This is a genomic window from Xanthocytophaga flava (assembly GCF_030068545.1).
Lineage (GTDB): Bacteria > Bacteroidota > Bacteroidia > Cytophagales > 172606-1 > Xanthocytophaga > Xanthocytophaga flava.
In genome coordinates, this window is sequence record NZ_JASJOR010000015.1 from 93,236 (window position 1) to 118,812 (window position 25,577).

Below are 25,577 nucleotides of genomic sequence, written 5' to 3' on the forward strand. Positions count from 1 at the left end.
GTAAAACTTCATTTCATCTTTTCCTGGTTGGTTTTTACCTCACCATCAAAATACTCCCTTTTTTCACTTCACGAGTAGCTTTATTGGTAATAATAAAATAATAAGCACCTTCAGGTAGTGGTTTTCCCGACTGAGTTCCATCCCATACCATGTCATTAACATAAGGTGGTTTTCCATCCATTACCACTTTTCCTTGCTGATTGACAATAGTAACAGAATATAGGTCCCCATTGGAACTAATATTGGAAATAGCCCAGGCATCATCGATACCATCATCATTAGGAGAGAATGCCTTTTGCCAGGTCAGTTCAGAAACAACTCGTTTCTGTATAGTAATAGTTATTCTAGACTCAGAAGTAAGGCTACCATCATCTGTTGCAGACAGCTTAAATGTATAGGCTCCAACAGGTACATCTTGTAATACAAGTTTACCACCCCCAACATCGTAGTTTTGCAATGAGGGTCCATCCAGTTGCTCCCACTTGAGTTTTATGATGGAATCTGTACAGAAATCCGTTGCTGTTCCTGTAAGTTCCAGATGAGATAAGCTGGTAAGACCGGCGGCAAGTGTAGTATCAACATCAGTAGGTATAGTCAATACTGGTGCAACATTAACCTTTGTTTTTACTACCAACGGGCGAAAAAACTCGGTTTTGATTGTATCTTTATCAAATGGATTAAAGGCAACAATTCTATATGTGTAAACGCCTACAGGAATATAGTCTTCATCACTATAAATATCGAATTTCACACCTGGATTAGCAGGTGTTGGACGACTATACTTTATAATTCCTCCACACTGTTCTTTTACAGTATATTCGATAGACCAAAGAACCTTGGTAGAAATATCCACATTATTTCTAAAGAACTGGACCCAGACAGTTCCATTCTTTACATCAGTTTGCCCACCATTAAATACACTGAGAACTTTAATATTATTTTCCGCATTAGCAGAATGAGTATCTACTAATGTCAATATACCGAATAATAAGCCACTCCAGGTAAGAAGTTTATTCTTACACCAAAATTTGATATTATTTGTAGACATAAATATCATCCTACTATCGTGCAATGATAATCCGTTTTTTAGTTACCTGTGTTCCTGTAACTATTTCCATTACATAAACACCTGAAACCAAATGAATAACAGGTACTTTTATCTCCTGAGAGCCAGCTGGTAATGTATAATCAGAGGCTAGTAAAGCTTGTCCAAGAGTATTGGTTAACTTAATCTGAACGTCTCTTGATTTTTTATTCTCATCCAGCATTACCACAATGGCCTCATCACTGGCAGGTATAGGATATACAGCAAAGGAAATATTAACATCTACAGATACTACTTTGGAGTATTTATAGGTTCCATCTGTATCGATAATCCTCAGACGGTAATAAGAAGTACCATCCAATGGGTTCTGGTCGTAGAAGTAATAGGACAGAACCGTGTTATTTCCTCCTTTGGCAGCAACATTACCTACAGCAATAAAGTCTTTAGCATTGGTTGAGCGTTCCACTATATATTCCTGTACTCCCTTCTCATTATCGACTTTCCAGTCCACTCGCACCATTTCAGACTCTACTTTTGCTGTAAACTGGAGCAGACTAGCAGGTAGAGTCAGAAAATCACAGACCAGAGTAGCAGGAGCACCTGCAATCCGGCAATTTCCGGAAGTTGTATTTGCGTCTGACTCACTGGCTGAATAAACCATAATCTGAGTTCCTTTAGGAATAAACCCTCCTGGAAAAACAGTCAGAAAATCAGATGTATTGCGATCAAGTGTATCCAGACTCAGTCGTGCGACTCCACTAGCGTAGAATGCCTTGCCTCCCACAACAAGCCACTTGGTAGTATCCGGATCTTCTACATATACGGCATCATCCGGATTATCTGAGTCATCATTTGGATCTGTACCACAATTTGCCAGACAATAAACCCTTTTCGAAGGAATAGAATCATTACAGTTAGATTGGCAAAGAGGGGGTTTAATAACCCAGCGATAATAAGGCTTTCTGTAGGTTTTCCCTGTAGGAATGTATTCTATCACATGGTTAGACGTATCACTACACACAACTGCATCCGTAAGATTTAGCTGAGGACCACATGGACGGAAAATAAAATTATCCATTGCCAGGTCATTTCCTGATCCACCAGGAGCCCGGTTACGTACAGCAACGGTAATCTTTCCGGAAGGAGGATCTTTGGTAATAAACGTAAATCCTACTCTATGCCACTTCTCATCGTTATTAATGGAGATTGGAGGAATATAAACCGGAACACCATCAATCAGGAACTCAATTTCCGGATTCAATCCGAAACATTCCTGTGTAGCAGTTACACCTGAAGGAAGATTCCAGTCTCCGGTTCTGGTAGCTCCACCTAAACCATCCGACAAAGCCTGATCTGTACCAGCAGCACTAAACTGGCCACATCCTGGTTCCAGAGAAGGGTAACAACCGCAGCTGTAGTCTTGTTTTGAGGCAGACAGGTTAGTTACTGATTTAATCTGACGGTTAAATAAATTCAGAATATCGGCATAGAATTCGTATTGTGTACCGGGACAGATGCCGGAAACTTCCTGTTGAAAGAAAAGATTTCGGCTATATGCAGCATTCACAACCATCATATTACCCAACTTGTCTCCACTATTGTCATATGCATTGATCCACACTGGCCATCCTCCTTCCCGACCAAAAGGATTCCGGCTTTGTGTCCCTACATAATAGTTTCCATCATTGGGCTGCGAATTAGTGTTTGTAGTATAATTAAAACCAGGAGCTAATGCATCAAAACGAGTACCAAATAATGTACTATTTCCATTCATAAAAATAACTCTATCCTTCGCATTATCCGGATCGTTTCCCGGACTATTTGCAGGATCATAAACCTTGCTATATGTAGAAAATGAAGTATCTGAAAGATTGGTGGGATCTCCACCTACTGTTTCTGTTGCAGGAACTTCACCTACTTCATATTTCCCATTACTATTGGCATCTGTTACATTTGAATAACCCAAATCTCCTCCCTGATTCACATTGATTCCAGCTTGTCCATCGGGATCACCATCACCATTCATATCGCTTTCACACAAGTCACGTACCATTGCCACACTTTGAGATGATAATGCTGCCAAATCATAGCTTCTGGCAAACCGAATTTCGTCTATATCACTTCTCCCAATGGTATTACCCCCATTATAGGCAAGTGAATGAAATGACAAATCACCTGCAACTGAAAATATCCCAATAGGTGTAGGTGCATCAATCACACCATCACCAGTAATATCATCATAGTATTTACTGTTATCATTAATGACAAAGAACTTAACTGTATTATTGCCACTATAATCAAAAGTTATGCTTACTACCAGCAAAGTAAACTTATCTGGTATAACAGCAGAACTATCTGCAACATCACCTATTGCCAAAGGACTTACATAGGATGTAGAACCTATGCGTAAGCCCCAACGCTTAGTGGCTCCCAGTCCAAAACTTGCAGGATCAGTAGTACCAAAGTAACCGATAGATACTTTATTATTATCTACCTGATAAGGATTGTTATTTAAATGAAGATTAACAAAGGCATCCTCATTATTAGCAACATTACTTAAACGCATTAGAAAGCCTAACCAGATGGTACTTCCATTAGCTCCAATACTGGTATTAGATGTATAAGTCTTACCAGTATATTTATTTCCACTACCCGCAGGATCTGTACCTGAGGTAGGTAAAGGCCCTGTTCTTTCTGAAACCTTATGGATAGCAGCATTACTGGAACCTAATGTCCGAATAGTACTTTCAGATAAAGTCCGTACAAAACGATCTCTTGCATTGATTCCTGCATTGTACCAATAAGCATCTGTATAGGTATTATCTAAACGATTGTTCTGATTGTTTTCATCAAATATCTCATATTCATAAAAATATCCCCCTGTACTAGTCTGTAACCTCCGGCCAATGGTTCCTCCACCATTCTTACTAACAGTAGCATAGAATCCTGAATTAATCAGGCTAAACTTCTCATTAGATGTATTTGGGGAAGGAGCAGAATTCGGGCTATTGACTATATTTTCTAACGTAGTAGTACTCAGCTCATAAGGAGTACTCGCCCCATTAGAAGCAACCCAGTCTCCTGCCCATCCCAACGCTGTAGCAGAATTGGTGTTGGATTTATTTGTATTGATATTGTGTAGATTTAATCCCGTTGCACTTGCCTGTGAAGCTTCTGTTGCTCTGGATACTCCAGGCGTCAGCGGATTATTTAAAGAAGAAGGAGCCTGCCCAAACTGCCCCGGCACTCTGACACTCCCGAAGTAATCGAACCCTTCATAGGCATACACAATTTTTCGGGATGTGGATTTGAAGACTGATGTTTGGCCTTTGCTTTGCTGAATTACCATCCAGCTCAAAAGAAGAAAAACGAGAATCTTCTGAATAGTAAATTTTTTTTTCATAGCTGTAGCGAATAATACTTTACTCCCGGAGAAATATTATGACAGAGCATTGCTCAACAAAATAGGTTTTCCAGCAAAGTAAAGGTCGCTATATTTCTATTAGTATGCTTTCTGTATTCTATTGTTAGTGTACAGTGTAATATTTATCATATTTTTCTAGTCATTCATCGAATAATTTTCAACATTCATCGATTAACTCAAACGTTATCATTAAGTTACTCCCTTCTGTTTACTATTTATATTTTCAGATTAACTAGCATATTTTTCTGGCATTGTGCATGCTTTATACACATTATGACATTTTTTATTAAAATGTCCCTTTACTCACTACAACTCCTAAAAGAAAAAAGCCTGTAAAGAATTGCTCTTTACAGGCTTTTTTTCTTATCGCCAGATCTGCACCCAGCCTTTATACGTTTCTTCACCAGCTATATCAATAGTATAGTAGTAAACACCATCCGGATAGGTTCCACCATCCCAATCATTTTTGTAATTACGAGACTGGAACACCACTCTTCCCCAACGATCTACGATTGTTACAAATGTATTTTCAGGGAGTTTCGTAATAAAGAAGGTATCATTAATACCGTCACCATTTGGTGTAAAGATATTAGGTACAACAAACTTCATTTCTGGTATCTCCACTGTTGTTGATTTAATACAACCATTGGCGTCACGCACATAGATAGTAACCAATCCAACAGGTAGTTTTTCAATCAATGTATCTATCGGAATAGATGTATCTTTTATTTTCGTCCAGGTCTGACCATCCACACTCACTTCGTAAGCAGGCTGACCACCTGTGATATCGTAGATTAATACTTTACCTGTAGGTTCTTCAATTACAGATGCTGTTATTTTGGTCTTATATCTGATTGCATTTCCTACACGGAAGTTATAAGGCAATGTATTACATCCTTTAGTGTCTGTGATAACCATTGTATACTCTCCATCCGGTAAGTCACTGAATGTAAAGCTATTGGTAAACAGTTCACCTGTTTTAATTGCTTTGGCTCCTGTGATTTGAATAATATAAGGAGCTACACCACCACGCAGGCTATCTACAATTACCGTGTTACAATCCTGACGACGTATTACATACCGCACTGAATCTGGTCCAGCAACTGTAAATGCTTTGATATTCGGACAAACATCAGTCATACTTTCTCTCACATACATTTTATAGCTTCCTGAATATAAGTTAGAGAAGATAGGTGTAGTGAAGAAGTTTACATTATCCAGTGAGTAGTAATATGTCTTACCAGCAATCGGATTCACCACTGTTACTTCGGCGGAACCATTGTTAACACCACAGGTTGCAGCTGTTGAGCTCACAGTGAATGTCACAGATCCTGCACTGATAGTTGCCACCTGAGCATTCGTTTTACAACCTGAGCCATACTCTATAACTATATTGTATGTGCCAGCTTCCAGATTCTCAAATGTGAAGCTGTCTGTATCAGTGTAACGGAATGTTTTTCCTCCATTGATACTGATTCTATATTCTACTGTAGCGCCTGTTTCGATTCCACCTGTGATATTATAGATAGTGATGCTTCCTTTTTCTGATGTAGAACAACCGATATTACTCACAGCAATTTCGTATGCCACACTCTTTGCTCCACGAATGGTGAATGGCTTCGTACTGGCACATGTATTCTTGGTAGCATCACGTACATACATGATATAATCTCCCGGATCCAGATTTTCGAATATTGGTGAAGACTGGAAGTCAATATTGTTGAGGCTATACTTGTATGGAGTAATACCGCCTGTTGGATTCTGTACCTCTACCGTTCCTGTTGGATCTGTACATGTTGCCTCTTTAGTCTGCGCTATATCAAATTTAATTGCCGCAGGCTCTGTCAGTGTATAGGTGAATGAATACTCACAACCTGTCTGATCTTTGATTCTTACGGTATGTGTACCAGCAGGCAAGGCAGTAAATGTTCCAGATACCTGATATGCACCTCCATTGATTGAGTATTGATAAGGTGCTGTGCCTCCTGTTACATTACCCATACGAATTTCACCATTGTTAGATCCCTGACAAGTTGGATTAACTAAGGTAGGCGAACCTGCCACTACTGCATTTGGTGAGCTCAGAGTCATTGTGTATACAGCCATACAACCACGGCTATCTTTAATGTATACTTTGTATGTTCCATTACCCAAGCCAGTAAACTGTGCAGTTGGCTGATAACCTGCCAGACTATCCAGGCTGAACTGATAAGGGCTTACTCCACCTACCAAACCTGTAATTGAAATTGATCCGTCAGTTGTGTTACAAGTAGAAGGATTAACCCGAGTCACAGTTGCTGTTATCTGACTAGCCTCCGTAATTGTTACAGGATAAGAGGCCACACAACCTGTCACTTTATCTCTTACATATAACAGATACACATCCGCTTTTAATCCTGTAAACAGTGTGACAGACTGATAGTTCTTACCATCTATTGAATATTCATAGTCTTTGGAACCACCACTTACATTGATCAGGCGAGCAGCACCGTCTGATTTACCATAACATGATGCTGATTGTACCTGTTCTGCCTGAGCCGTTACTGAATTTGGAGAAACCAGTGTAGCTGTTACTGTAATAGTACAGTTGTTAGCGTCTGTCACAGTGATCGTATAACTTCCGTTACCCAATCCACTGAAGACATTACTACTTTGAGCTGTACCATTGTTAAGCTTATAGGTCAGCGGAGCCACTCCATCTATTACGTTCACTGTGATACTACCATCTGAACTTGAACAACCTGTCGGCTGTGTTGAAGAGGTAGTAGCAGTCAGTTTACAACATTCTGCTGTAGTTACAGTGACAGGGAATGTAGCCACGCAAGCACCATTTTGCTCTTTAATATAAACTGTATAAGCACCTGCAGCTAATCCTGTGAAGGTAGTAGTACCTGAGAAGTTTGTTCCATCCAGAGAGTAAACAAATACTCCTGAACCACCACTTACATTTGTGATGAGGATTGTACCATCTGATTTACCGCAAGAAGCTTGTGTACCTTCAGATACTGTAGCTGTAATAGCTTGTCCTCCTATCACATTAATTGTTGCAGAGAACTGACAACCTTTAGAATCCCGAATAGTTGCCTTGTATGCTCCCGGATTAAGGTTTGTAAAGACTGTATCTGATACAAAGGTAGTTCCATCCACACTGAACAGATAAGGAGCTTGTCCACCATATACATTGGTAAAGGTAATCGTTCCTTTATCACCACATGTCTTCGGCTGATTCACAATTATGATACCTGCTACATTAAACTTGCTTGTAACAGTAACCGGGAATGAAGCGATACAAGCCAGATTTGCTCTATCTCTCACAAAGATGTTGTAATTACCTGCACCTAAACTTGTAAACTGAGGATTCACCTGATAAGTCAGACCATTATCGATACTATACTCATAGTTACCACTACCACCAGACACATTGACCAGGATAGCACTTCCATCATTTACACCGCTACACAATACCGGACTTGCAAATGCCTGAGCTGTTAGGTTACAACTTCCTGTACAATTAAACTGAGATATTGTCGATACAATGGTTATTTCACATCTGTTGGCATCTCTTAACAGGATCGTGTAACTACCAGGAGCAAGATTTGTAAAGTTGCCACTACTGATGCCTGCCGGATTTGGTACACCATTGATATAGAATTCGTATGGTGCAATTCCTCCTGTTGCAGTGACAGTTACTCGTCCATCATTGGCTTTACATGATTGCTCATTAGAGATAGTTGCACTAGCACCAAATCCATTTGGTAAAGCAAGTGATTGATTAAAGCTTGCTGAACATCCTGTTGCGTCTTTTACAACAATTGTGTAATTGCCACCACTCAAGCCTGCAAAAACATTTCCATTCTGGAACGCTGATCCATTGATTGAGTACTGATAAGGCGCTGTGCCTCCTGTTGCAGTCACTGCGATACTACCATTTGGAAGTGTACAGCTAGTTGAAACAACTGGAACAAATGTAGCGGCAATGTTACAAGTTGAACAATTGAACTTAGTTATCGTGACTGAAGCAGTAAACTCACAATTATTAGCATCAACTACTTTAAGTGCATATGAACCAGGAGCTAATGATGCGAACACATTATTATTAGCACCCGCTGGATTCACACTTCCATTGATAAAGTACTGATATGGAGCAGTGCCACCAGAGACAGTTACTGTTGCTGAACCATCATTCACATTACAAGCTGATTCATTAGTAGAAACAACTGTTGCACTCACACCACTCGGTGCTGTAATCGTCTGTGTTAGAGTGATGCTACAGTTAGCTGCATCCTTAATGGTAATTGTATAAGTTCCTGCTCCTAATCCGGTAAAGCTTGCTGCAGACTGGAACGTTGTGCCATCAATTGAGTACTGATATGGCAGTGTTCCACCTGTTACTCCACTTACATTTATTGATCCATTTGGAGTCGTACAGTTAGTTGAGTTAGTACCACTTGCAGTCGCAGTCAGGTTACAAACCGGAGGACAAGTAAACTTGGTTACCGTTGTTGTTGTAGTAAACTGACATCCTGCTGCATCTTTTACCAGGATCGTGTAAGAGCCTGGAGCCAGAGATGCAAACACATTGTTATTTAGACCTGCTGGGTTAGGTGCACCTCCGATATAATATTCGTATGGTGCTGTTCCGCCTGTTACTGTTACCGTTGCTGATCCGTCATTTGTGTTACATGCTGTCTCATTAGTAGAAGCAACTGTTGCTGTGATTCCACTTGGTGCTGTAATTACTACAGACTTGCTGAAAGTACAACCATTGCCATCTTTTATGACTACTGTATAATTACCACCTGCCAGATTTGTGAATGAAGCACCTGACTGGAAGTTCACTCCATCTATTGAATACTGATACGGAGCTGTTCCATTGGTTTCACCACTAATTGTGATGGTTCCATTACCTGCACAACTTGTCGAATTAGCCGAAGTTATCGTTGCGGTCAACTGACAGGTTGGACATGTTGTAGATATTGTTGCAGTTGCGATAAATTCACAACCCGTCGCATCTACTACTCTTATTGTATAGTTAGCAGCAGCCAGGCCTGAGAAGGTATTGTTATTGATACCAGCCGGATTGACTACTCCATTAATATAATATTGATACGGACTTGCTCCTCCTGTTATTCCGCTTACTGTGATCGTTCCATCTATTTTACCACAAGCAGTTTCAGAAGTTGGAGTTACTGTCATGGCAGTAATACCTGTTGGTACAGTGATAGTAACATTGGCATTTACTATACAACCCGTTGCATCCTGTACATACACTGTATACGAACCAGCAGACAAACCAGTAAAGTCACCTGTTGTATTGATGAAGTTAGTACCATCCAGGCTATAGCTATATGGAGAAGTACCTCCTGATACAGTTGCCTTGATTGTTCCATCATCTACACCACACGCACTAGGGTTTGTTGTAGTAGCTGACAATGTGATAGCAGGGTTAGCAAAAGTTACCGGAGTTAATGTAACCTGGCAACCAGCTGCATCTCTTACTATGATACTGTATGTTCCAGCAGTCAGTCCAGTAAACTGCCCGGTTCCTGCTGCAAATGCGCCGCCATTTACTGAGTATTCATATGGAGTTGTACCACCTGTAGGAGTCACAGTGATTGAACCACCACTTACATTACTACAAGTTGGAGCTACAGATGTGTTTGTAGCAGCTAGTGTACAAGTAGGACAAGTAAACTTAGTCACAGTTGTAGTCACTGTAAATTCACAATTATTAGCATCTACTACTTTAAGTGCATATGAACCAGGAGCTAACGATGCGAACACATTATTATTAGCACCCGCCGGATTCACACTTCCATTGATAAAGTACTGATATGGAGCTGTTCCACCAGAGACAGTTACCGTTGCCGAACCATTGTTTGCATTACATGCTGTCTCATTAGTAGAAGCAACAGTCGCTGTGATTCCGCTCGGTGCTGTAATCGTCTGTGTTACAGTTATGCTACAGTTAGCTGCATCCTTAATAGTAATTGTATAAGTTCCTGCACCTAAGCCGGTAAAGCTTGCTGCAGACTGGAATGTTGTACCATCTATTGAGTACTGATATGGCAATGTTCCACCACTTACATTGCTTACACTCACACTGCCATCGGTAGTTGTACAACTTGTTGGATTCGTGCCACTTGCAGTAGCGGTCAGGTTACAAACCGGAGGACAAGTAAACTTGGTTACCGTTGTTGTTGTAGTAAACTGACATCCTGCTGCATCTTTTACCAGGATCGTGTAAGAGCCTGGAGCCAGAGATGCAAACACATTGTTATTTAGACCTGCTGGGTTAGGTGCACCTCCGATATAATATTCGTATGGTGCTGTTCCGCCTGTTACTGTTACCGTTGCTGATCCATCATTTGTGTTACATGCTGTCTCATTGGTTGATGCAATTGTTGCACTTACACCGCTCGGCGCTGTGATCGTTTGTGCAAATGTTGCACTACAACCTGCAGCATCTTTTACATAGACAGTATAGTTACCAGCGGTTAAACCTGTAAACACACCTGTCGTATTTGTGAATGTTATACCATCCAAACTATAACTATAAGGAGTTGTACCACCCGTTACAGCACTGATTGTGATTGAACCATCGGTAGTTGTACAACTGGTTGGATTGGTTCCACTTACTGTCGCTGTAATGGCTGCTGGCAAACTCAACACAGCACTTACACTGGTCTGACAGCCTGAAGCATCCTTCACAAGGATTGTGTAGTTACCTGCACTCAACCCTGTGAACACACTAGTTGTCACATATGTTGTACCTCCATCTATGGAATACTGTATCGTTCCTGTATTATTGATTGCACTCACACTGATTGAGCCATTGTTGCCTGCACAAGTCGGATCTGTTTGTGATGAAATACTTGCTGTCAGGGTACATGTGTTCGGACAGTTGCTACCCACAATTACATTTACTGTGTAATCACATCCATTTGATGCCACCACTCGCACTACATGGGCTCCCGAAGATAAACCTGACAGAACATTGTTGCTTGCTCCTGCCGGATTAATCACTCCATCGATATAGTAGGTGTAGGGTCCTCCCACTCCGACCACATTGGTTACTGTGATTGAGCCATCTTTGGTCGAACAACCTGATTCTGATACCGTGGTTGTGTTCACACTCAATATACCCCCTGTAGCTGCCAGACTCTGAGTCGAACTGATCACACATCCCGATGCATCCTGAATGAAGACTGTGTAACTGCCACTGGACAGATTGCTGAAAGTAGATGCTGACACATAATTCACTCCATCAATTGAGTAAGTATAAGGACTTGTTCCACCTGTTACATTGGTAATCACAATCGATCCGTTGGTAGCTGAACAGCCACTTGGATCATTGCCTGTCACAGTCGCTGTCAATGGAACGGCTGTCAGAGTCACATTACCAATCGTTTTCTGACAGACAGCATCTTTCACTATAATCGTATAAGTGCCTGCACTCAGACCGGTAAAGCTGGCTGAAGCCTGGAAGCTTGCCCCATTGTTGATGGAGTACTGAATCGTTCCATTACCTGCTGTGGCACTGATCACAATTGAGCCATCATTGCCCACACAACCCGGATTGGACTGAGAGGCAATCGTTGCCTGAAGACAACAAGCGGCAATAATCGTTTCAGATGTGGTGAAGCTACACCCATCTGCTGTGACCACTTTAATTGTATAGGTACCTGGCGCTAAACCAGAGAATTCATTGTTATTGATTCCGGCAGGGTTGGCAGAACCATTGATATAGTATTGATAAGGTGCTTTTCCACCTGTCACGGTTGCGGTCAGCATACCATCTTTGGCACCACAGCTTGACTCATCGCTACCTAATAGACTCACCGCACTGATGCTGTTTGGTGCAACAAGGGTAGCATTGAACCCTTGCGTACAGCCATTGGCATCGCGAATAGTGATCGCATAGCTGTTTTCTGCCAGATTGCTGAACACATTCGATGTCTGGAAAGCACCTCCGATCGAATACTGATACGGAGCTGTTCCCCCTGCCGGATTGGTGATGGTGATTGATCCGTCACTAACGGTACAACTGCTTGGATTGGAAGGGGTGATGGTAGCTGTGATGGTCACATTCACTTTCAGTGTCACTGGAGTAAGGCTGTTGACACATCCTTTGGCATCCTTCACCTGAACCGTATAAGTACCTTCACCCAGACCTGTAAATGTAGTTGAACTCTGGAAGGTAACTCCATCAATTGAGTAAGTATACGGAGCAGTTCCATTGCTTACATTGGTCACACTTACGAATCCATCCGTTGCTGAACAGGTAGTTGGCGCTGTTCCAGTTACTGTTCCCGTAATCAAAGCTGGCAGAGTCAATGTCACTGTACCAATAGTGGCACTACATCCTTTGCTGTCTGTAGCAGTGATGGTATAACTTCCTGCGGCCAGTCCACTGAACACAGGTGAGTTGGTGGCACTTCCTCCATTGAGTGAGTATTGCACACTGCCACTTCCACCACTCACACTCACTGTAATCGATCCATCATTGTTCTGACAGGTTGGATCCACACTGCTGGTGATTGAGCCTGTGATTGCGGGTGGATTGGTCAGCGTCACCGCATTGGTTACCACACACGATGGACTGTTTTTATCCCGTGTGTAAACGGTATAGTTACCTGCTGACAGATTGTTGAATACAGCAATGTTCTGATACGTTGTTCCATCCAGTGAGTATTCATACAAACCCGTTCCCCCACTGGCACTTACGGTAATTCTGCCTGTGGTGCCATTGTGACAAACCAGATCGGTTACTGTACTGGTTGCTGCCAGTGTACAGGCAGTAGGACAGTTGGTGCCTACAGCCGCGGTGGTGTTGAAGAAACAACCATCAGCTGTTACTACTCGGATTGTATAAATCTGACCCGCCAGATTCGAGAATTCATTGTTATTGATTCCGGCAGGGTTGGCAGAACCATTGATATAGTATTGATAAGGTGCTTTTCCACCTGTTACAGTGACAGTGATAGTTCCATCCAGAGTTGAACAACCTGATTCGGAAGTGGTGTTGACAGTCACAGCGGAAATACCGTTAGGCGCTGTAATCACCTGAGTGTAACTTACTTTACAGTTGTTGGCATCTCGAACTGACACACTGTAACTGTTGCCTGCCAGACCTGTGAATGTATTCGATGTCTGGAAATTCACTCCATCAATCGAGTACTGGTAAGGAGCTGTGCCACCCGATACATTGCTCACTGTAATGGTTCCATTGTTGACTCCACATGTGGTTGGATTACTACCACTTACTGTCGCCGTGATTGGAGATGTCTGAGTTAAACCAACAGGAACTGTAATGGTACATGTTGCATCTGCAGCATCCCGTACTGTTACCGTATAGTTACCCGCAATCAATCCTGTGAAGTTTGCTGAAGACTGGAATGTTGTACCATCCAAGCTATATTCATATGTTCCACTTCCACCTGTTGCCACAACTGTGAAACTACCACTAGCTGGAGTTGTACAAGATGGATTCACAACAGAAGTAACACTAGCGGTCACTGTACAAAGTGTACAAGCTGTACCTACAGTTACTGAACTTGTTGCTTCACAATTATTTGCGTCTACTACCCGAATAGTATATGTTCCAGCGGATAAACTACTGAATGTACTATTGTTGATACCAGCCGGATTAGCGACTCCATTGATATAATATTGATAAGGTAAAGATCCACCTGTTACTGATACAGCTATACTTCCATCTACGGCAGAACACGCAGTTTCTGAGGTAGGGGCTGTGGTTACTGCAATAGTAGCTGGAGCTGTTAATGTCTGAGAAACGTTCACTAAACAAGTACCTGCATCTTTTACATAGACAGTATAGTTACCAGCGGTTAAACCTGTAAATACACCTGTTGTATTTGTGAATGTCACTCCATCCAGACTATAACTGTATGGACTTGTACCGCCTGTCGCACTTACTGTGATTGTTCCATTTGGAGCAGTACAGTTCGTTACATTTGTACCAGATACTGTAGCAGCCAATGTACAAGCACAGTTGAACTTAGTCACAGTTACGGCAGAAGTAAATTCACAATTATTAGCATCAACTACTTTAAGTGTGTACGAACCAGGAGCTAAAGAAGCAAACACATTATTATTAGCACCAGCAGGATTCACACTTCCATTGATAAAGTATTGATACGGAGCTGTGCCACCAGAGACAGTTACTATTGCCGAACCATCGTTTGCATTACATGCTGTCTCATTAGTAGAAGCAACAGTCGCTGTGATTCCACTTGGTGCTGTAATCGTCTGTGTTAGAGTAATGCTACAGTTAGCTGCATCCTTAATAGTAATTGTATAAGTTCCTGCTCCTAAGCCTGTGAAGCTTGCACTTGACTGGAATGTTGTACCATCTATTGAGTACTGATATGGCAATGTTCCACCACTTACATTGCTTACACTCACACTACCATCGGTAGTTGTACAACTTGTTGGGTTCGTGCCACTTGCAGTTGCTGTCAGGTTACAAACCGGAGGACAAGTAAACTTGGTTACCGTTGTTGTTGTAGTAAACTGACATCCTGCTGCATCTTTTACCAGGATCGTGTAAGAGCCTGGAGCCAGAGATGCAAACACATTGTTGTTCAGACCTGCTGGGTTAGGTGCACCACCGATATAATATTCATATGGTGCTGTTCCACCTGTTACGGTTACCGTTGCTGATCCGTCATTTGTGTTACATGCTGTCTCATTGGTTGATGCAATCGTTGCACTTACACCGCTTGGGGCAGTTAATGTAACAGTTTCTGTATAAATACAACCTCTTCCATCCTGAACGGAAACAGTGTATGTTCCAGCAGCAAGATTTGTGTAATTAGTTCTCGCTCTGTAAGAAGCTCCATTTACTGAATACAGATATGGTGCTGTTCCTCCTGCTACATTACTGATGTTAATGATTCCATCAGCATCTGTACATGTGGTAGGATTAGTTGTTTGTATTGTTAAATCTCTAGGACCTACTGGCAATGTTAACGTTACTGCAGAAATATCATATACACAAGCATTGGCATCTTTAACTTGTACTGTATAAGTGCCTGCAGTCAGTCCAGTAAACTGTCCGGTTCCTGCTGCAAAGGCACCACCATTTACTGAGTATTGGTAAGGCGCTGTACCTCCTGTTGCAGTCACTGTAATATACCCGCTACTAGCATTCGTACAGGTTGGATCAGCATAGGTAATCTGAGCTGTCAGGTCACAGGTTACAGGACAAGTAAACTTGGTTACAGTTGCAGTCACTGTGAATTCACAATTATTAGCATCTACCACTTTAAGTGTGTAGGAACCAGGAGCTAACGATGCGAACACATTATTATTAGCACCCGCCGGATTCACACTTCCATTGATAAAGTATTGATATGGAGCTGTTCCGCCTGTTACGGTTACCGTTGCTGATCCATCGTTTGTGTTACATGCTGTCTCATTGGTTGATGCAACTGTTGCGCTCACTCCGCTCGGTGCTGTAATCGTCTGAGTGAAAGTTGCTGTACAGCCAGACGCATCTTTTATTGTTACGGTATAACTTCCCGCTGCAAGCCCTGTAAAGTTTGTGCTCGCCTGGAATGTTGTGCCATTGATTGAATATTGATAAGGACTTGTACCACCAGCTACAGCACTGATTGTGATTGAACCATCAGTAGTTGTACAACTGGTTGGATTGGTTCCACTTACTGTCGCTGTAATGGCTGATGGCAAACTCAACACAGCACTTACACTGGTCTGACAACCTGAAGCATCCTTCACTAAGATCGTGTAGTTACCTGCACTCAATCCTGTGAACACACTGCTTGTCACATATGTTGTACCTCCATCTATGGAATACTGTATCGTTCCTGTATTATTGATTGCACTCACACTGATCGATCCATTGTTACCTGCACAAGTCGGATCTGTCTGTGATGAAATACTTGCTGTCAGGGTACATGTGTTCGGACAGTTGCTGCCTACAATCACATTTACTGTGTAATCACAACCATTCGATGCCACCACTCGCACTACATGGGCTCCCGAAGATAAACCTGACAGAACATTGTTGCTTGCTCCTGATGGATTAATCACTCCATCGATATAGTAGGTGTAGGGTCCTCCCACTCCGACCACATTGGTTACTGTGATTGAGCCATCTTTGGTCGAACAACCTGATTCTGATACCGTGGTTGTGTTCACACTCAATATACCCCCTGTAGCTGCCAGACTCTGAGTCGAACTGATCACACATCCCGATGCATCCTGAATGAAGACTGTGTAACTGCCACTGGACAGATTGCTGAAAGTAGATGCTGACACATAATTCACTCCATCAATTGAGTAAGTATAAGGACTTGTTCCACCTGTTACATTGGTAATCACAATCGATCCGTTGGTAGCTGAACAGCCACTTGGATCATTGCCTGTCACAGTCGCTGTCAATGGAACGGCTGTCAGAGTCACATTACCAATCGTTTTCTGACAGACAGCATCTTTCACTATAATCGTATAAGTGCCTGCACTCAGACCGGTAAAGCTGGCTGAAGCCTGGAAGCTTGCCCCATTGTTGATGGAGTACTGAATCGTTCCATTACCTGCTGTGGCACTGATCACAATTGAGCCATCATTGCCCACACAACCCGGATTGGACTGAGAGGCAATCGTTGCCTGAAGACAACAAGCGGCAATAATCGTTTCAGATGTGGTGAAGCTACACCCATCTGCTGTGACCACTTTAATTGTATAGGTACCTGGCGCTAAACCAGAGAATTCATTGTTATTGATTCCGGCAGGGTTGGCAGAACCATTGATATAGTATTGATAAGGTGCTTTTCCACCTGTCACGGTTGCGGTCAGCATACCATCTTTGGCACCACAGCTTGACTCATCGCTACCTAATAGACTCACCGCACTGATGCTGTTTGGTGCAACAAGGGTAGCATTGAACCCTTGCGTACAGCCATTGGCATCGCGAATAGTGATCGCATAGCTGTTTTCTGCCAGATTGCTGAACACATTCGATGTCTGGAAAGCACCTCCGATCGAATACTGATACGGAGCTGTTCCCCCTGCCGGATTGGTGATGGTGATTGATCCGTCACTAACGGTACAACTGCTTGGATTGGAAGGGGTGATGGTAGCTGTGATGGTCACATTCACTTTCAGTGTCACTGGAGTAAGGCTGTTGACACATCCTTTGGCATCCTTCACCTGAACCGTATAAGTACCTTCACCCAGACCTGTAAATGTAGTTGAACTCTGGAAGGTAACTCCATCAATTGAGTAAGTATACGGAGCAGTTCCATTGCTTACATTGGTCACACTTACGAATCCATCCGTTGCTGAACAGGTAGTTGGCGCTGTTCCAGTTACTGTTCCCGTAATCAAAGCTGGCAGAGTCAATGTCACTGTACCAATAGTGGCACTACATCCTTTGCTGTCTGTAGCAGTGATGGTATAACTTCCTGCGGCCAGTCCACTGAACACAGGTGAGTTGGTGGCACTTCCTCCATTGAGTGAGTATTGCACACTGCCACTTCCACCACTCACACTCACTGTAATCGATCCATCATTGTTCTGACAGGTTGGATCCACACTGCTGGTGATTGAGCCTGTGATTGCGGGTGGATTGGTCAGCGTCACCGCATTGGTTACCACACACGATGGACTGTTTTTATCCCGTGTGTAAACAGTATAGTTACCTGCTGACAGATTATTGAATACTGCGATGTTCTGATACGTTGTTCCATCCAGTGAGTATTCATACAAGCCCGTTCCCCCACTGGCACTCACAGTAATTCTACCTGTGGTACCATTGTGACAAACCAGATCAGTTACTGTACTGGTGGCTGCCAGTGTACAGGCAGTAGGACAGTTGGTCCCTACAGCCGCTGTGGTGTTGAAGAAACAGCCATCTGCTGTTACCACCCGGATTGTATAAATCTGACCTGCCAGATTCGAGAATACATTGCTGTTGATTCCAGCTGGGTTGGCAGAACCATTGATATAGTACTGATAAGGAGCTTTTCCACCTGTTACAGTGACGGTGATAGTTCCATCCAGGGTTGAACAACCTGATTCGGAAGTGGTGTTGACAGTCACAGCGGAAATACCGTTAGGCGCTGTAATCACCTGAGTGTAACTTACTTTACAGTTGTTGGCATCCCGAACGGAAACCGTGTAACTGTTGCCTGCCAGACCGGTGAATGTATTCGATGTCTGGAAGTTGACTCCATCAATCGAGTATTGGTAAGGAGCGGTTCCACCCGATACATTGCTCACGGTAATGGCTCCATTGTTGACTCCACATGTGGTTGGGTTACTGCCACTTACTGTTGCTGTGATTGCCACAGGTGAAGCCAATGTAACTGTACCAACATTCACAATACAATTGTTGGCATCTTTTACAACGATAGTATAACTACCAGCAGTCAGATTGCTGAATACTGGATTTGTATTATAATTTGAACCGCCATCTATTGAATAGCTGATTGTACCTGTACCATTTGAAGCTGTCAATGTAATGCTTCCATCATTTCCGGCACAAGTTGGATTCACCTGTGACGAAACACTTGCACTTAACGTACAAGCTGGACAATCTGTACCAACAGCTGATGTTCTTGTAATTTCGCAACCATTGGCATCAACAATTCGGATTGTATAACTTCCAGTTACCAAACCAGCAAATACATTATTATTGATACCGGCAGGGTTAGCGCTTCCATTAATATAATATTGATAAGGAGCAGTTCCACCAGTTACGCCACTCACTGTGATTGTTCCATCTGATGTAGCACAACCCGTTTCATTCACAGCGGTTACTGTTACAGCCGTAATACTAGATGCAGCATTCAATGTTCTGGTACTGGACACCACACAACCACTTGCATCTTTTGTATATACGATATAATTACCAGCGGTTAAACTTGTGAATACACCTGTTGTATTAGAGAATGTCACTCCATCCAGACTATAACTGTATGGACTTGTACCACCTGTCGCACTTACTGTCAAGGTACCTGCACTGGCATCTGCACAAGTTGGATTTGTGCTTGTAACTGTTGCAGCTAATGTTGATTGCGTTACAGTTACAGAACTTGAAGTAGCCGAACAGCTTCCCGAAGTAACTCTTACTGTGTAATCGCCTGCCGTTGATACTGTTAATGTTTGATTCGTTGCTCCGGAAATAGCTGTTCCATTTAAGAACCACTGGTTGCCAGATGCAGCACTTGATGTTAGAACTGTATTATTTCCAGCACAGAATGTCAACGTTCCAGAAATAGTTGGAGTGGCAGGTTTAGCATTGATGGTAACAGTAACAGCAGTCGCTGTGCTTGTACAACCACTCACTGTTTGTGTTACATAAAATGTTGTTGTTCCTGCAACTGCATTATTGATAGTTGGGGTAAACGGACTGCCGCTTCCAACCAGATTGGTTAGAGCCGCATCGCTATACCACTGAATATTTGTTCCACTTGCAGTTAAAGCTGGAATAGCATCACCTGTACAAATTGCTGCCGGACTACTTGCTACTGGGGCAGCTGTGTTGGTTACACTTACAGTTGCAACTGTAGATGTAGCCGAGCAGCTTCCAGAATTTACAGTTACAGAGTAATTACCTGCAGTTGTTACTGTCAATGTTTGATTGGTAGCACCTGAGATTGGACTACCATTTAATAACCACTGATTTCCAGTGCTTGCACTAGAAGTCAATATTGTATTTCCGCCTGTACAGAAGGTTAATGTACCTGAAATTGTAGGTGTAGTTGCACTACCTTCAGTTACAGTAGCTGTGGCTGAAGTAGCCGAACAACCATTTGAAGCAACAGTAACTGTATAATTACCAGCTGTGGATACAGTCAACGTTTGATTGGTAGCGCCTGAAATAGCGGTTCCGTTTAAGAACCACTGATTGCCACTTGCTGAGCTAGAAGTCAATACTGTATTAGCACCAGTACAGAAAGTCAATGTTCCACTAATTGTTGGCGTAGCAGGAGTTGGGTTTATTGTTATTGTTACAGCAGTTGCTGTGCTGGTACATCCTGATACCGTTTGTGTTGCATAGAAAGTAAATGTACCAGCCGTTGCATTACTGATTGTTGGCGTAAATGAATTTCCACTTCCTACCAATGTAGCCAGTGAAGCATCACTATACCATTGTATGTTTGAGCCTGTTGCTGTTAAGGTTGGAATTGTTCCGCCTGTACAGATCGCAGCCGGATTACTTGCTACTGGAGCAGAAGCTGTTGTTTGTGTTACAGTAGCAACAGCAGAAGTAGCTGAACAGCCAGAAATAGTAACTCTTACAGAGTAATTACCTGCAGTTGTTACTGTCAGAGTTTGGTTAGTAGCTCCAGAAATAACAGATCCATTCAATAGCCATTGATTACCAGTACTTGCACTAGAAGTCAACACTGTATTGCTTCCCGCACAGAAAGTTAACGTTCCAGAGATTGTTGGAGTTGGTACACTGATTTGTGTTACAGTTACAGAACTTGATGTAGCTGAACAATTTCCCGAAGTAACTCTTACTGTGTAATCGCCTGCCGTTGATACTGTTAATGTTTGATTGGTTGCTCCGGAAATAGCTGTTCCATTTAAGAACCATTGGTTGCCAGATGCAGCACTTGATGTTAGAACTGTATTATTTCCAGCACAGAATGTCAACGTTCCAGAAATAGTTGGAGTGGCAGGTTTAGCATTGATGGTAACAGTAACAGCAGTCGCTGTGCTTGTACAACCACTCACTGTTTGTGTTACATAAAATGTTGTTGTTCCTGCAACTGCATTATTGATAGTTGGGGTAAACGGACTGCCGCTTCCAACCAGATTGGTTAAAGCCGCATCGCTATACCATTGAATGTTTGTTCCACTTGCTGTTAAAGCTGGAATAGCATCACCTGTACAAATTGCCGCTGGACTACTTGCTACCGGAGCTGTTGCATTTGCCTGAGAAACCGCAACCGGATCGGAAGTAGTTGAGCAACCATTTGAAGTAACTCTTACAGAGTAATTACCTGCCGTTGTTACTGTCAGCGTTTGATTGGTAGCTCCAGAAATAACAGATCCATTCAACAACCACTGATTTCCAGTGCTTGCACTTGAAGTCAACACTGTATTACCTCCTGTACAAAATATCAGTGTTCCGCTGATTGTTGGTTTTGCAGGAGCCGCATTTATTGTTATTGTAACTGATTTAGCAGGGCTTTCGCAACCACTTACTGTTTGAGTTACATAAAATGTAAATGTACCCGCAGTTGCATTACTAATCGTTGGTGTAAACGGACTACCTGTACCCACTTGAGTTGTCAGTGCCGCATCGCTATACCATTTTACTGAAGAGCCAGTAGCTGTCAATTGAGGAATTGTACCTCCTGTACAGATTGCTGCCGGATTGTTAGCTACTGGTGCAGTTGTCGTTGTTTGAGTTACAGTTACTGTTGCTGAAGTTGCAGAACAGCCAGAAACTGTAACTACTACAGAATAGTTACCAGCCGTCGAAACTGTTAATGTTTGGTTAGTAGCGCCTGAGATTGGACTACCATTCAATAGCCATTGATTACCAGTACTTGCACTTGAAGTCAATACTGTATTGCTTCCAGCACAGAAAGTAAGCGTTCCAGAGATTGTTGGAGTTGGTACACTGATCTGGGTTACGGTTGCAATAGCTGAAGTAGCCGAACAACTTCCCGAAGTAACTCTTACTGTATAATCGCCTGCCGTTGAAACTGTTAGGGTCTGATTGGTTGCTCCGGAAATAGCTGTTCCATTTAAGAACCATTGGTTGCCAGATGTAGCACTTGACGTAAGAACAGTATTACTACCTGTACAGAAAGTCAGTGTTCCACTGATTGTTGGCGTAGCAGGAGTTGGGTTTATTGTTATTGTTACAGCAGTTGCTGTGCTTGTACAGCCTGATACCGTTTGTGTTGCATAGAAAGTAAATGTACCAGCCGTTGCATTACTGATTGTTGGCGTAAATGAATTTCCACTTCCTACCAATGTAGCCAGTGAAGCATCACTATACCATTGTATGTTTGAGCCTGTTGCTGTTAAGGTTGGAATTGTTCCGCCTGTACAGATCGCAGCCGGATTGTTAGCTACTGGTGCAGCAACTACTGCAGGTTGAGTAATAGTAACACTAGCCGTCTTTACACAACCATTTGCGTCTGTTACTGTTACTGTATATGTACCAGCAGCTAATCCTGAAACGGTAGCAGTTGTTCTTACAGGAGATGTATTCCAGCTATATGTATAAGCTGCAGTACCTCCGCTTACAACTACTCCAGCTGTTCCATCAGCTACACCATTACAAGATGCGTTAGTAGACGAAGTAGTCAATACCAAGGCAGTTGGCTGTCCAATAGTAGCTGTTGTAGTTGTTGTACAATTTTTTGTATCCCGAACTGTGATTGTATAAGTTCCGGCTGTTAATCCTGCAAATGTGGGAGAAGCCTGGAACGTTGTTCCATCTTTTGAATATTGGTAACCTGGAGTACCTCCGGTAACAGCTACAGTTAATGAACCCGTATTACCTCCATTGCAACTAACATCTGTTGTAGAGGCTACAGATACCTGTAAAACAGCTGGTTCTATCAACGTCACAGGAGCCAGAGTTGTAGTACAACCATTGGCATCTTTTACAACGATAGTATAAGTGCCAGCAGTCAAACCAGTAAATAATCCACCATTCGAAACAAAGGTTATACCATCTTTCGAGTAGGTGTAGGGTGCTGTTCCACCACTTACATTAACAGTAATGCTACCATTAGATCCACCATTACAACTAATATCCTGTTGGGCAGAAACTGTAGCAACAACTTTTGTAGGTTGTGTAAGTGTAGCATTGACAGTAGTCGTACAACCTTTTGTATCCCGAACTGTGATAGTATAGGTTCCGGCTGTTAATCCTGTAAATGTGGGAGAAGCCTGGAACGTTGTTCCATCTTTTGAATACTCATACGCTGGCTGGCCTCCTGATGCCGTTACTGTGATATCCCCTGTTGCGTCTCCATTACATAATATATTAGTCTGAGAAACAAGAGAAGAAGTTAACTGAGTTGGTTGAGTCAAGGTTGCTGGAACAGTAGAAGTACATCCCTTAGCATCCTTTACAACGATAGTATAACTACCCGCAGTTAAGCCAGTAAATAATCCGCCATTAGAAACGAATGTTGTACCATCTTTTGAGTATGTATAAGGTGCTGTACCGCCATTTGCTGTTACCTGAATCTGACCTGTTGCATCTCCATAACAGCCTAAGATATCAACCTGGCTTGTAAGGCTCAGTGTTAATAAAGCTGGCTGTGCAATAGTAACGCCAACACTTGTAACTGTACAGTTATGAGCATCTTTAACAATAATAGTATATGTACCCGCTCCAAGGTTTGAAAAAGTTGGAGAAGACTGATAGGTTGTACCTGCATCTATTGAATATTGATAATTGGTAGTACCTCCGGTAGCAGCTACTGTTATTTGTCCGCTTTTATCTCCAAAACAGTTTTGAACATCTTGTTGAGAAGCAATTGTAACCGCCAGAACATTTGGTTCAGTCAATACTACATCAGGTAAGGTAATCTCACAACCCTTACTATCCCGTACCTTAATTGAATAAGTACCTGCAATAAGAGACGAAAACACATTACTGGTCTGATATGTACCTCCATTGATAGAATATTCATATGCTGGCTGCCCTCCTGATGCCGTTACTGTAATAGAGCCATTTGAATCGCCATTACACAATGGATTGGAGAAAGAAGTTGTAGCAACAACTTTTGTAGGTTGTGTAAGTGTAGCATTGACAGTAGTCGTACAACCTTTTGTATCCCGAACTGTAATAGTATAAGTTCCAGCTGTTAATCCTGTAAATGTGGGAGAAGCCTGGAACGTTGTTCCATCTTTTGAATACTCATACGCTGGCTGGCCTCCTGATGCCGTTACTGTGATATCCCCTGTTGCATCTCCATTACAGCCCAAAATATTTGTCTGTGCTTGTAATGCTAACGTAAGTTTAGTAGGCTGGTCCAGCGTTACAGGAGCCAGCGTTACAGTACAACCATTGGCATCTTTTACAACGATAGTATAAGTGCCAGCAGTCAATCCAGTAAACAATCCACCATTGGAAACAAATGATGCTCCATTTATTGAATAGGTATAGGGCGCTGTTCCTCCCGCTGCTGTTACCTGAATCTGACCTGTTGCATCTCCATAACAGCCCAAAATATCGGTCTTTGAACCCAGATCAACTGTTAAAACAGCAGGATCAACTAAACTAATATTTGAAACCTGAGCAGTACACCCCTTACTATCCTTTACAGTAATTGTATAATTACCACTTGCTAACCCGGAGAAATTGCCCGTTGTATTTGAGAAATTAATTCCATCTTTTGAATAGGTATAAGGAGCCGTACCGCCAGAGGCAGAAACAGAAATAGTTCCATTCGAATTTCCATTACACAATGGATCAGTCTTGCTGCTTAATGTTAACTGTAATAACGTCGGCTGAGTTAATGTAACTGTAGTAGTATTAATACACCCTTTGCCATCACGAACTGAAACAGTATAACTGCCAGCAGCCAATCCCGAAAAAGTAGGAGACGTCTGGAATGTTGTGCCATCAATCGAATATTCATATCCGGTGTTTCCTCCTGTAGCAGATACAGTGAAACTTCCTGTCTTATCTCCAAAACATCCTGTAATATTTGTTTGTGCAGTAACTGACAATAAAAGTTCATCGGGTTGGTTAATGTTAACACCCGAGAAAACATTTATATTACAATTAGGACTTTTCCGGGTCACCTGCATGATATAAGAGCTGGCAGTAAGTCCTTGAAAGGTAATAGTTTGACCGGAAACCGTTACTGTTACAGATCCCAGAGGAAATGTAACAATAGGAGTTCCAGGCTCAAGAATATCCCGGAGAATGAAATTATATAAAGCAGTATTAACTGTTCCTGAAGCTGTTACGACCATCTCTCCATCTGCACCACCGAAACAGGTTACATCTTTAGTAGATGTTACCGAAAAATCAGAAGCCACAGGGCATTGCGCATACAGCTGACTTGCACTTAACAAGCTTAAAAACGCAATAAGTATATGTAAATATCTTTTCATAATTTTTTA

Annotated in this window: 3 protein-coding genes; all 3 read right to left on the reverse strand. The window is 42.3% G+C overall.

Translation table 11 applies throughout. The annotated features are described in order from the left end of the window. Positions 1 to 34: 34 nt before the first annotated feature. Positions 35 to 1,048: a T9SS type B sorting domain-containing protein gene (locus QNI15_RS21490; RefSeq protein ID WP_314000953.1), complete on the reverse strand. Its 1,014-nt coding sequence runs from the start codon at positions 1,046 to 1,048 to the stop codon at positions 35 to 37. A gap of 13 nt (positions 1,049 to 1,061) precedes the next feature. After that, positions 1,062 to 4,448, reverse strand: coding sequence for a T9SS type A sorting domain-containing protein (locus QNI15_RS21495; RefSeq protein WP_314000955.1), 3,387 nt, complete (start codon positions 4,446 to 4,448; stop codon positions 1,062 to 1,064). A gap of 384 nt (positions 4,449 to 4,832) precedes the next feature. Continuing rightward, complete coding sequence (locus QNI15_RS21500) at positions 4,833 to 25,568, reverse strand: Ig-like domain-containing protein (RefSeq protein ID WP_314033429.1); 20,736 nt, start codon at positions 25,566 to 25,568, stop codon at positions 4,833 to 4,835. Positions 25,569 to 25,577: the final 9 nt, after the last annotated feature.

What these genes read in the sequence shown, in the direction of transcription:
- QNI15_RS21490 (WP_314000953.1), bottom strand. Translation starts at nt 1,048, where the DNA reads ATGTCTACAAATAATATCAAATTTTGGTGTAAGAATAAACTTCTTACC.
- QNI15_RS21495 (WP_314000955.1), bottom strand. Translation starts at nt 4,448, where the DNA reads ATGAAAAAAAAATTTACTATTCAGAAGATTCTCGTTTTTCTTCTTTTG.
- QNI15_RS21500 (WP_314033429.1), bottom strand. Translation starts at nt 25,568, where the DNA reads ATGAAAAGATATTTACATATACTTATTGCGTTTTTAAGCTTGTTAAGT.